This is a genomic window from Streptomyces sp. NBC_01471 (assembly GCF_041438865.1).
In the GTDB taxonomy this organism is placed as follows: domain Bacteria; phylum Actinomycetota; class Actinomycetes; order Streptomycetales; family Streptomycetaceae; genus Streptomyces.
Genome location: NZ_CP109450.1, coordinates 3,549,971 through 3,561,213, shown reverse-complemented (window position 1 = coordinate 3,561,213; position 11,243 = coordinate 3,549,971). Strand labels below are relative to the sequence as shown.

The window sequence follows — 11,243 nt, the reverse complement described above, 5'->3', positions numbered from 1 at the left end:
CCCCCACTCAGGCGCGAGCCCGAGATATTTCTTTTCCCACGGTTTCGGGCCAGTGCTCCGAAACCCATGCGTCGTTGTAGACGGTTTCCACATAGCGGTCTCCGCCGTCGGGGGAGACCGCCACGACGACGCTGCCCGGCGGCAGGCGCTTTGCGGCCTGCTGGACCGCTGAGAGCACGGTTCCGCTCGATCCCCCGAGCAGCAGTCCGCGTTCTTTCGCCAGCATCCGGCACATGCGTACGGCGTCCTCCTCGGCGACGTGGACGACGTCGTCCACGGCGGCCCGGTCGAAGATCTCCGGGCGTCTGCTCGTCCCCAGGCCCGGTATCCGGCGCTGCGACGGGGGCCCGCCGAAGGTCACCGAGCCCACGGTGTCGACCCCGGTGATGCGGGTGGCGGGGCTGTACCGGCGGAAGTACCGCGCGCACCCCATCAGCGTCCCGGTCGTCCCGGCCCCGACGAAGAGGTGGTCGGCGCGGCCGACGGTCTCGAAGATCGCCCGCCCGGTGCGGTCGTGGTGGGCCTTCGGGCCGGCCGGATTGGCGTACTGGTTCAGCCAGTGCAGATCAGGATCGAGGCCCAGGCGCCGGCCGATGTAGTCGATGCGGGACTGCAGATAGCCCCCGTTGGAGTCCCGGACGCCGATGACGACGACCTCGGCGCCGAACGCCTCCATGAGCTGCCGGGCCTGGCGGTTGGCGTTCACGTCCGTCACGCAGGTCAGGGCGTACCCCTTTGCCGCGCACACCATGGCCAGTGCGACGCCCAGGTTCCCGGACGTCGATTCGATCAGCCGGGTACGCGGAAAGCTGCGCCCCGAATGCTCGGCGTCGGCGACGAGCGCGACCGCCGTCTTGAGTTTGACCGAGCCTGCCGGATTCAGGCCTTCGAGCTTCAAGTACAGAGAACTGCCCGGGACCAGCTGGTCGAGCCGGATGAAAATGTCGTCCAGTACGAGATCGTAAACTTCTTCCGCTATCACCAGAAATCCAAACCCTTATGCGGGCAGGGCGCAGCACAAACGGTGCTGCGGTGTACATGCCCATGGCTTCGACCGGTCGTGCGCTGGTCAAGCGCACGCTACGCAGAAGGACTTTCCCCCGTCCCCCCGTGTGCCGCAAACCCCCGTTCGCGATACGGCTCTTCGGATATCCACGGTAGCAGTTCGGCGCGGAGATCCTTCCGTGGAAGAGGGGAATTGAACTCCGGATTCCCGCTGTGGCGGATTCTTTAATTCCGTATCCCAGGACCGAAATCCGTATCCCGCCCCGGCGGCTCCGGCGCGCGCCGGAGCCGGCCTGCGGGGGCGAACTCCCGGGCCGGAATGGCCGGTCCGCCCGGCCACCGCGCGGTTCACCACGGAGCGAGCCGCGCGCACGCGAATGCGCCGGGTCGGCGGATGACGGGCCATCAAGTGAGGGGTCATCAAGAGCGAGAACGGGGACCGAGGGCGAAATCTCCCTGCTCCGAACGCCAGTTCGCAGAAAAGGGTGCCGGTGGGCTGCCGGTCCCTGGCGTTGCGGCCGTGGCCATGCCGACCCCGTGTCTGTATGAGCGTCTCTCGTCGAGTCCTAGCCTGGTGACAACCCGTCAGCGTGGAGAGTGATCACCGTGGCTCAGTATCTCGTCGGCTCGCGCGCAAGCAATCTTGCCAAAGCTCAGGTCCGCGAATATCTGAAGCCCTTGCGGGAGCGGTATCCGGAGGTCTCCTTCACCCACCGGGTGATCCTCGAAGGAGGGGACAGGGACCGCAAGTCGTCGCTTTCCCGGGTGAGCGCCGTCAGCGGTGGTTCCGCTTTCAGCACGGAGCAGGAGGCATCCCTGGTACGGGGTGACGTGGACGTCGTCGTCCACTCGCTCAAGGACCTTCCCACGGCGAACCCGCCCGGACTCGTGCTGCTGCCTCCGCCGGTGCGCGAGGACGTGCGGGACGCGCTCTGCGGCTCCACCCTCGCGGGGCTCCGGAAGGGCGCCCGGGTGGGCACCGGTGCACCGCGCCGTATCGCGCAGTTGCTCGCGGTGCGTCCCGACCTCGAACCGGTCCCGATCCGGGGGAACGTGCCCCCTCGGCTGAAGAAGATCGAAACGATGGGCCTGGACGCCGTGGTCCTCGCCGCCGCGGGCATTCACCGGCTCGGCCTCGGGGACGCGATCGGCGAACTGCTGCCGCTCGACCAGTTCCCGCCGAGCCCCGGTCAGGGAGCACTGGGGATCCAGGTCCGTGAGGGCGACACGGCTCTCCGCGACATCCTGTCCAGCGCGGGCGACCTCACCGCGGACGCCGTGGTCCGGGCCGAGCGCTCCCTGCTCGCCGAGCTGCACGGGGGTTGCAGTGTCCCGGTGGGCGCTTATGCCGAGCGGCTTCCGGACGGAAGCCTGGGACTGTTCGGCCAAGTGACGTCACTGGACGGCACGGAGCAGATCTCGGCGACGCTCACGGGCCCGCTAGCGGAACCGGAGAAGCTCGGCGCCGCCCTGGCCGCGCTGCTCATCGACCAGGGTGCACTGCCCCTGCTCGACGCGGTGCGGGCCCTCACGGCGGCCGGCGCCGCGTGATCCCGGCGCGGGGCCGTCGGCGCCCGGTACGCGGGCCTGAGCGGTGCGCTGCCTGAGCTTTTGAGGCCGCCCGCGCGACGCGGCTACCGGGACGGCGGCTCCGGTGGGCGCTGGCGCGGCATGTTCGGGCGTACGCCCATCGCCGGCACCGTGCGCCGCACGGGTGTCGGCCCGCCGCCGAGTACCTCTCCGGGGCCCCGCACCGATACGGGCACCGCGCCCCCCGTACGGAACCCGACCATCCACTCCGCCGTCTCGCCCCGTACGAGGTCCGTCACGTCGTCCGAGAACCTGCGCAGCACTCCCAGGCAGCGTTCGGTCGCCTCGCTCGCGGTGCCCTCCGCCGGGCCGAGCGCCTCGCGGACGCTCTCCGACGCCCAGTCGAACTGGAGCACCTGGAGCCGCCGCTGCACCGCCTGCGCCGTCGCCACATCACGCATCCAGCCGGCGGTCAGCCCGAACCACCGGTCGCCCGCCGCGCACGCCACCCCGGCCAGCAGCGCCGGATAGCCCCACTCCGCCGCACCGTGCAGACCGGCCGCCAGGTCGAGCAGCGGCAGTGACGCTCCCACGAGCGCACCCCCGGCCGCCCCCGCCCGCAGGGCCCTCGCCCCCCGGCGCTTCCAGGTCCGGTCGGCCAGGTACCAACCCGCGGTCCGCAGGGCGGTCGCCTCCACCCACCGGTACAGCTCGTCCAGGCGCTCGACGGGCTCCCCCCAGTCGCCCGCCGGAAACGGTTCTCCGGTCAGGTCCGCACCCGGATCGGTGAGGGTGCCCGTGCCCGTGCTCGTGTCCTGGCACGGAGCCGTGTCCGTGTCCGTATCCGGACCGGCCGCGGGACCGGGCTGTGCGTCCGTATCCGTTCCCGGAGGGGAGGCCCCGGGATCAGCCCGCGGGCCCGCGCCGGGACCGCCCCCGGCCCGCACGGCGTCCTCCTCGGGCTGCGGCATCTCCGGCTGGCCCACCAGGTTTCTCCCCTCCGTCACGTACGGTGCGCGCGCGCCTACCGGGCCGCGCCGGACCGTGCTGAACGCCGGCCGTGTGTGCCGAGCCGGCTGTGTGTGCTGAGCGCAGGCCGTACCGGACAAGCGGCCGTACGGGCATGGGCCGTACGGGACACCGGCCGGGCTGAACGCTGCTGATGCGAGTGCCCTTCATACCGCCGAATGGTGGGCGATGACGCCGTTATGCAAGGGTTTACGGCTGTAAGCGGGCTGTGATCAGGTATGGGAGCCGCCGTACTCTCACCCGAAAGAGTTGGTCCTCACGGTGGAGGGCGAGGCGCCCGGGGACCACGTAGGCTCGTTTTACCGGCAAAGGGCCCCCGAAAAGGTCCTGAGCACCCCCGCCGGAACGCTGCATAAACGCGGCGGTGAGCAGCAGGAACGCAGTAAGTACCCAGCAGGAACCCAGTGAGTACGCAGTCGGTACGCAGTGGAAATGCGGCAGGAACACAGTCCTGGCGCAGTCGGAATGTCGTCGAACAGCCTCGGAGTGACCCGTGATTCCCGGTGGTGGCCAGCCCAATATGCAGCAGCTGCTTCAGCAGGCCCAGAAGATGCAGCAGGATCTCGCGCAGGCTCAGGAGGAACTGGCACGGACCGAGGTCGACGGCCAGGCCGGCGGTGGTCTGGTCAAGGCCACCGTCACCGGCTCCGGTGAGCTGCGCGGCCTGGTGATCGACCCCAAGGCCGTCGATCCCGAGGACACGGAGACCCTCGCGGACCTGATCGTCGCCGCGGTCCACGCCGCGAACGAGAACGCTTCGGCGCTCCAGCAGCAGAAGCTCGGCCCGCTCGCCCAGGGGCTCGGCGGTATGCCGGGTCTCGGGATCTGAGGCGTGTGGGGCGCGTGAGGCGAGAGCTTCCGAAGGTCTTCACGCTCCCGAGGTTCTAAGGAAACCTCGCACCAATTACCGTGTGTTCCACAGCAGAACGAAAGAGGCGCTCCGTTGTACGAAGGCGTGGTCCAGGACCTCATCGACGAGTTGGGCAGGCTGCCCGGCGTCGGTCCCAAGAGCGCGCAGCGGATCGCCTTCCACATCCTCCAGGCCGAGCCCACCGACGTGCGCCGCCTCGCGCACTCGCTGCTCGAAGTGAAGGACAAGGTCCGGTTCTGCGCGGTGTGCGGCAACGTCGCGCAGGCCGAGCTGTGCGGGATCTGTCGGGACACCCGGCGCGACCAGACGGTCATCTGTGTCGTCGAGGAGCCGAAGGACGTCGTGGCGGTGGAGCGGACCCGTGAGTTCCGGGGTCGCTACCACGTACTCGGCGGCGCCATCAGCCCCATCGAGGGCGTCGGCCCCGACGACCTGCGGATCCGGGAACTGCTGGCCAGGCTCGCGGACGGAGCCGTCACGGAACTGATCCTGGCGACCGACCCGAACCTGGAGGGCGAGGCCACGGCGACGTACCTCGCCCGCATGATCAAACCCATGGGTTTGAAGGTCACACGCCTGGCGAGTGGTCTTCCTGTTGGTGGAGACCTGGAATACGCGGACGAGGTCACGCTCGGTCGTGCCTTTGAGGGGAGACGACTACTCGATGTCTGACGCAACGCTCAACAAGGTCACGGAAGACCCGAACGACTTCGACGTCCAGATCGCCGACCAGGTCGAGTCCTTCATCGTCGCCGTCACCGAGGTGGCCAAGGGCGACGAGCCCGACAGTGCGGTGCCCTTCCTGCTGCTGGAGCTCTCCCAGCTCCTCCTCGCAGGCGGCCGTCTCGGCGCCCACGAGGACATCCTCCCGGCCGACCGGTACGAGCCGGACCTCGGCCCGGAGCCCGATGTCGACGACCTGCGGGAGCGCTTCGCGCGGCTCCTGGAGCCGATCGACGTGTACTCCGAGGTGTTCGACCCGTACGAGCCGCGCAAGGCTCCCGTCGCCTGCCGTATCAGCGACGACCTCGCGGACATCGTCACGGACCTCCGCCACGGCATGGCCCACTACCGCGCGGGCCGGACCACCGAGGCGATGTGGTGGTGGCAGTTCTCGTACTTCTCCAACTGGGGCTCCACCGCGTCGGCCGCGCTCCGCGCGCTCCAGTCCCTGGTCGCCCACGTCCGTCTCGACCAGCCGCTCCCGGCTCTCGACGGCCTGGACACGGACCAGGACCTGGGCGAGGAAGTGCTGGCCGAGGAGGCCGGCCGGGTCATGGCCGAGGAGCTCGGGGCTCCGCTGAGGCTCCCCTCGGTCTGACCGGCGGGTGCCGGCGCGAGTGCGACTGCGTATGCGCCGAGGTGCGCGCTGAGCGCTGAGCGTTGAATGCTGCGTGCTGCGTGGCGGTGGGCGCCGGGAGAGGTGCTGCCGCCCTTGGGCCCTGCCCGGGCCGTGCCCAGCCGGCCGTTCCCGTAGCAGGGCAAAAAAATGCTGGGCTCCGGCCGGACCGGGCCGCCTCGACCGCTGCGTTCAGCGGGCGGCCCCAACCGGCCCCTGACGTCGAACGCGCTGCCTTCACCCGCTGAACGCCCCATCGCCACCAGGGCAGTTCGGGCCGCCGGGCCGCGACTCCGGCCGTTAACGAGCTATTGACACGGTCTTGTCAGGAGCGGAACACTCCGAATTGGGAGAGCGCTCTCCCACTCTCCCGGATCGGTTTTCCCGCCCTCGTATTCCCGCACTGACGCAGGAGGAGGTCTCCATGCCACGGAGGTCGAGAACCCTCACAGGACTGCTGCTGTCCACCGCTCTGGCCCTCACCACGGCCGGTATCGGCGGTGTCGTGATGACGACCGGCGCATCGGCGGACGCACCGGCCGCAACCGCGCACGGCACCGCAGCGCACACCACCGCCGCACACCACGCGGCCGCCACCGGCATGGCCGGCATGCCCGGGATGGGGGTGTCCACCAAGGCGTCCGGCGACGATCCGGACGGCGACGGCTACATCATGGCCGACCCGCCGGTGACCGGGGTCACCCCGTCGACGTACGACCCGCCGCACCGGTACTTCCACGAATTCCAGGCCAAGTGCGCCCCGAACCACACGGCGCCCGACGACCCGATCGTCTTCCCCGGGCAGCCGGGGAAGTCCCACGACCACACCTTCATGGGCAACACCGGCACCGACGCCAACACCACCACCGCCTCGCTCGACCAGGGCGGCACCACCTGCCTGGCGCCCGGCGACAAGTCGGCCTACTGGATGCCCAGTCTGTACAACGGGGACCAGAAGATCCTCCCCATCGGCCCGCAGACCATCTACTACAAGTCGGGGGTCACCGACTACACCAGCGTCCGCCCGTTCCCCAAGGGGCTCCGCTTCGTCGTGGGCAACCCGATGCAGAGCCTCGACGACTTCAAGAACCTGAAGGGCACGGTCGAGGGCTGGGAGTGCGGTACGCAGTACCACAACTTCGACTTCCCGATCTCGTGCCCGGCCACCGAGGACACGCAGCTCAACATCCGTCTTCAGGCGCCCAGTTGCTGGGACGGCATCCATCTCGACACCCCGGACCACCAGAGCCACATGGCGTACCCGGTGGCGTCCGGCAACAACCAGAACACCTGCCCCGCCGACCATCCGGTGGCTCTGCCGATGATCGAGTTCAAGATGGCGTGGCCCGTCAACGGCGACATGTCGAAGGTGCGGCTGGCCAGCGGGACCGGGCACTCGTTCCACTACGACTTCTTCAACGGGTGGGACGCGGCGACGCTCCAGGCCCTGGTCACGCACTGCGTCAACGGTGGTCTCCAGTGCGACGCGCGCGGCTATGACGAGACCAACCCGTCCGCGGGTGCCGCACTCAACGACGACTACGAACTGCCGTAGGGCCCCGGCCCCCCGGCCTCCCGTCCTCCCGTCGTCTCGTCCGGACGTCCCCGACTCCTCTCCCCTCTCTCTTACGGCCCGCCTTGTCGGCCGTCGCTTCGGCTCATTCGGGAGAGCGCTCTCCCAGTCACCTTCGGGTGCACTCCCCGCCGCTCTCCCGGATGCGCGCCGGACCCTCCCGCCTTCCGCCTCTCCGCCCCACATACGCAGGTGACCCATGACGCCCCCCGCACCCCCCTCCCGCGGCCCTTCCGACACCCCTTTCCCGGCCGCCTCCCGCGGCTTCTCCCGTCGTGCCGCGCTCGGCGGTCTCGCCGCCCTCGCCGCCGCCCCCGTCCTGGCCGGTACGGCATCCGCGGCGACGCCCCGCACCCGTACACCCGACTCCCGTACCGCACACACGGCGTCAGCTGCCGCCACCGAGCCGGATCTCGGGCCGAACGTCCTGGTCTTCGACCCGTCGATGCCGGTCGCCGACATCCAGGCCAAGGTCAGCTCCGTCTTCGCCACCCAGGAGTCGAACCAGTTCGGTACGGAGCGGTTCGCGCTGCTCTTCAAGCCGGGCACCTACGACGGCCTGGATGTCAACGTCGGCTTCTACACCCACGTGGCCGGGCTCGGGCTCTCCCCCGACGACACCGACATCCACGGCCTGGTGCACGTCGAGGCCGACTGGATGCAGGGCAACGCCACCCAGAACTTCTGGCGTTCGGCCGAGAACCTCTCGGTCACCCCCACCAACGGTTCCAACCGCTGGGCGGTCTCCCAGGCCGCGCCGCTCCGCCGGGTCCACATCCGCGGCGAGGTGCCCCTGTGGAACGGTTACGACGGCTGGGCCAGCGGCGGGTTCATGGCCGACTGCAAGGTGGACGGCCGGGTCGTCTCCGGTTCGCAGCAGCAGTGGCTGACCCGTAACAGCACGCTGGGGGAGTGGGCCGGATCGGTCTGGAACATGGTCTTCGTGGGGGTCGACGGCGCGCCCCCGCAGAACTTCCCGGACCCCTCGCACACCGTCGTGGACACGGCCCCGGCGATCCGGGAGAAGCCCTTCCTGTACGTGGACGGGTCCGGCGCCTACCAGGTGTTCGTGCCGGCTCTGAAGACCGTGGCGCGCGGTGTCACCTGGAGCGGGGGTGCGCAGGGCGAGTCCATCCCGCTGGGCGATTTCCACATCGTCAGGGAGGGGGATTCGGCGGCGGTCATCAACTCCGCGCTGGCGGCGGGCAAACACCTGCTTGTCACCCCCGGCGTCCACCGCCTGGACGACACCCTGAGGATCACCCGGGCCGGCACGGTCGTGCTGGGCCTCGGCATCGCGACGCTCGTCCCCGACGGGGGCATCACGGCGGTCTCCGTCGCCGACGTCGACGGCGTCAAGATCTCCGGTCTCCTGGTCGACGCCGGTCCGGCCGCGTCGAAGGTGCTGGTGCAGGTCGGCCCGGCGGGCGCGTCGGCCGACCACTCCGCCGACCCCACCCTGCTCCAGGACGTCTTCGTCCGGGTCGGCGGCGCACAGGCCGGCAAGGCCGGGACCTGCGTGGAGATCAACAGCAGCGATGTCATCGGTGACAACCTCTGGCTCTGGCGCGCGGACCACGGCACCGGGGTCGGCTGGGACGTCAACACCAGCGACACGGGTCTGGTGGTCAACGGCGCGAACGTCCTCATGTACGGGCTGTTCGTCGAGCACCACCAGAAGGCCGAGGTCGTCTGGAACGGCAACGGCGGCCGCACGTACTTCTTCCAGAACGAGATGCCGTACGACCCGCCGAACCAGGCCGCCTGGAAGGACGGCGCCCGCAACGGCTACGCCGCGTACCGGGTCGCGCCGTCCGTGACCTCGCACGAGGCCTGGGGGCTCGGCAGCTACTGCCTCTTCCTGGCCGACCCGTCGGTGGTGTCGGACAACGCCATCGAGGCGCCGGACGCGGCCGGGGTGCGGTTCCACGACATGGTCACGGTCTCGCTCGGCAACGACGGCACGATCAGCCACGTCATCAACGCGACCGGCGACCCGGTGAACAACACCAACACCGGTATCTCCTACCTCGTCAGCTACCCGTAACCGGCGCGCGGCCCACCCGCGCGGGACACGCACGCATCCGCAGGAGACAGAAGGAGAGCGACATGCACCATCCCCCCACCCGTACGGCGAAACGCGCCGTGGCGCCGTTCGCCGCGACGGCGCTGCTCGCAGGGGCACTGCTCGCCGTCCAGGCACCGGCGGCCCACGCGGCCGGCAGTGTCGTCAAGGTGACTGGTTCACAGGGCGACTGGGCGCTGACCGTGGACGGTTCGCCGTACACCGTCAAGGGACTGACCTGGGGCCCGTCGGTCGACGACGCGGCCAAGGACATGCCGGACGTGGCGTCGATGGGCGTCAACACGATCCGCACCTGGGGTACGGACGCGACGAGCAAGCCGCTGTTCGACGCGGCGGCGGCCAACGGCGTCAAGGTGATCGCCGGTTTCTGGCTCCAGCCGGGCGGCGGCCCGGGCAGCGGCGGCTGCGTCAACTACCTCACCGACACCACGTACAAGAACGACATGCTCGCCGAGTTCCCCAAGTGGGTCGACACCTACAAGGACAACCCCGGTGTGCTGATGTGGAACGTCGGCAACGAATCGACGCTGGGTCTCCAGAACTGCTACAGCGGCGACGAGCTGGAGGCGCAGCGCAACGCGTACACCTCCTTCGTGAACGACATCGCCAAGAAGATCCACCAGGTGGACCCGAACCACCCGGTCACCTCCACGGACGCGTGGACCGGCGCCTGGCCGTACTACAAGCGGAACGCACCCGACCTGGACCTGTACGCGGTCAACGCCTACAACGCGGTCTGCAACGTCAAGTCGGACTGGGAGCAGGGCGGTTACGACAAGCCGTACATCGTCACCGAGACCGGACCGGCGGGCGAGTGGGAGGTGCCGGACGACGCGAACGGCGTCCCCGACGAGCCGACCGACGTGCAGAAGGCCGACGGGTACACCAAGGCGTGGGGGTGCGTCACCGGCCACAAGGGCGTCGCGCTCGGGGCCACGATGTTCCACTACGGCACCGAGGACGACTTCGGCGGCGTCTGGTTCAACCTGGTGCCGGACGGCCAGAAGCGGCTGTCGTACTACGCGGTGAAGAAGGCGTACGGGGGCAACACATCGGGCGACAACACCCCGCCGGTCATCTCGGACATGTCCGTCGAGAACGCCACCACCGGCGTCCCGGCCGGCGGCCAGGTCACGGTGGGTGCCAGGGTCACCGACCCGGACGGCGACCGGACCACCTCCCAGCTGTTCTTCAGCAGCAACTACATCGACCAGAACAAGGCCCTGGTCGCGGCCGGCACGACGGACAACGGCGACGGCACGTTCTCCGCGAAGGCCCCCGACAAGGTGGGCGTCTACAAGGTCTATGTGAAGTCCACCGACGGCCACGGCAACGTCGGCATCGAGACGAAGTCGCTGAAGGTGATTCCCCCGAAGGTCGACGGGACGAACGTGTCCCAGGGCAAGGCGGCCACCGCCTCGTCCTTCCAGACCGACCCGACGGGCGGCTGCCCGTGCGCCGCGGCGAGCGCGGTGGACGGCAAGTTCGACACGCGCTGGGCGAGCGACTGGAGCGACCCGCAGTGGCTCCAGGTCGACCTGGGCGCCTCCACCACGTTCAAGCACGTCCAGCTGGCCTGGGACCCGGCGTACGCGAAGGCGTACGACATCCAGACCTCCGACGACGGCACCAACTGGACGACCGTCAAGTCCGTGACCGACGGCAACGGCGACATCGACGACCTCGATGTGAACGGCACGGGCCGGTACGTCCGGATGCTGGGGACGGCGCGCGGCTCCGGATACGGCTACTCGCTCTACGAGTTCGGCGTCTACAGCTGAGAGGAGCACAGCCCTCATGACGGACACAC

9 protein-coding genes are annotated in these 11,243 nt (G+C 69.6%); 7 read left to right on the top strand and 2 right to left on the bottom strand.

What is annotated here, in order from left to right; all coding sequences use genetic code 11:
- Positions 1 to 7: 7 nt before the first annotated feature.
- Positions 8 to 982 (bottom strand): 2,3-diaminopropionate biosynthesis protein SbnA, encoded by a 975-nt coding sequence (gene sbnA, locus OG285_RS15570; protein WP_371791285.1) that lies wholly within the window; start codon positions 980 to 982, stop codon positions 8 to 10.
- A gap of 629 nt (positions 983 to 1,611) precedes the next feature.
- On the opposite strand from sbnA, the gene hemC reads away from it, so the two are divergent.
- Complete coding sequence (gene hemC, locus OG285_RS15565) at positions 1,612 to 2,556, top strand: hydroxymethylbilane synthase (RefSeq protein WP_371791284.1); 945 nt, start codon at positions 1,612 to 1,614, stop codon at positions 2,554 to 2,556.
- A gap of 83 nt (positions 2,557 to 2,639) precedes the next feature.
- On the opposite strand, the gene OG285_RS15560 is transcribed toward hemC, so the two are convergent.
- Complete coding sequence (locus OG285_RS15560) at positions 2,640 to 3,521, bottom strand: SLATT domain-containing protein (RefSeq protein WP_371791283.1); 882 nt, start codon at positions 3,519 to 3,521, stop codon at positions 2,640 to 2,642.
- A gap of 536 nt (positions 3,522 to 4,057) precedes the next feature.
- Between OG285_RS15560 and OG285_RS15555 the strand changes: the two genes are divergently transcribed.
- From OG285_RS15555 to OG285_RS15530, 6 genes are all read left to right on the top strand, one after another.
- A complete protein-coding gene (locus OG285_RS15555) occupies positions 4,058 to 4,393 on the top strand; it encodes a YbaB/EbfC family nucleoid-associated protein (RefSeq protein WP_164262774.1) in 336 nt (111 codons plus the stop codon).
- A gap of 114 nt (positions 4,394 to 4,507) precedes the next feature.
- The gene (gene recR / locus OG285_RS15550; protein WP_327296233.1) at positions 4,508 to 5,107 is read left to right on the top strand and encodes a recombination mediator RecR; all 600 of its coding nucleotides are present in this window, start codon (positions 4,508 to 4,510) and stop codon (positions 5,105 to 5,107) included.
- Complete coding sequence (locus OG285_RS15545; RefSeq protein WP_356826310.1) at positions 5,100 to 5,756, top strand: DUF5063 domain-containing protein; 657 nt, start codon at positions 5,100 to 5,102, stop codon at positions 5,754 to 5,756. The genes recR and OG285_RS15545 overlap by 8 nt, the downstream gene beginning before the upstream one ends.
- Before the next feature lie 442 nt (positions 5,757 to 6,198).
- Complete coding sequence (locus OG285_RS15540; RefSeq protein ID WP_371791282.1) at positions 6,199 to 7,329, top strand: DUF1996 domain-containing protein; 1,131 nt, start codon at positions 6,199 to 6,201, stop codon at positions 7,327 to 7,329.
- Positions 7,330 to 7,546: 217 nt separating this feature from the next.
- Positions 7,547 to 9,394 carry an adenylyl cyclase gene (locus tag OG285_RS15535; RefSeq protein WP_371791281.1) on the top strand — a complete coding sequence of 616 codons (1,848 nt, stop codon included), beginning with the start codon at positions 7,547 to 7,549 and terminating at the stop codon, positions 9,392 to 9,394.
- A 62-nt stretch (positions 9,395 to 9,456) separates the two neighbouring features.
- Positions 9,457 to 11,214 (top strand): discoidin domain-containing protein, encoded by a 1,758-nt coding sequence (locus OG285_RS15530; RefSeq protein ID WP_356826304.1) that lies wholly within the window; start codon positions 9,457 to 9,459, stop codon positions 11,212 to 11,214.
- The last annotated feature ends 29 nt before the right edge of the window (positions 11,215 to 11,243 follow it).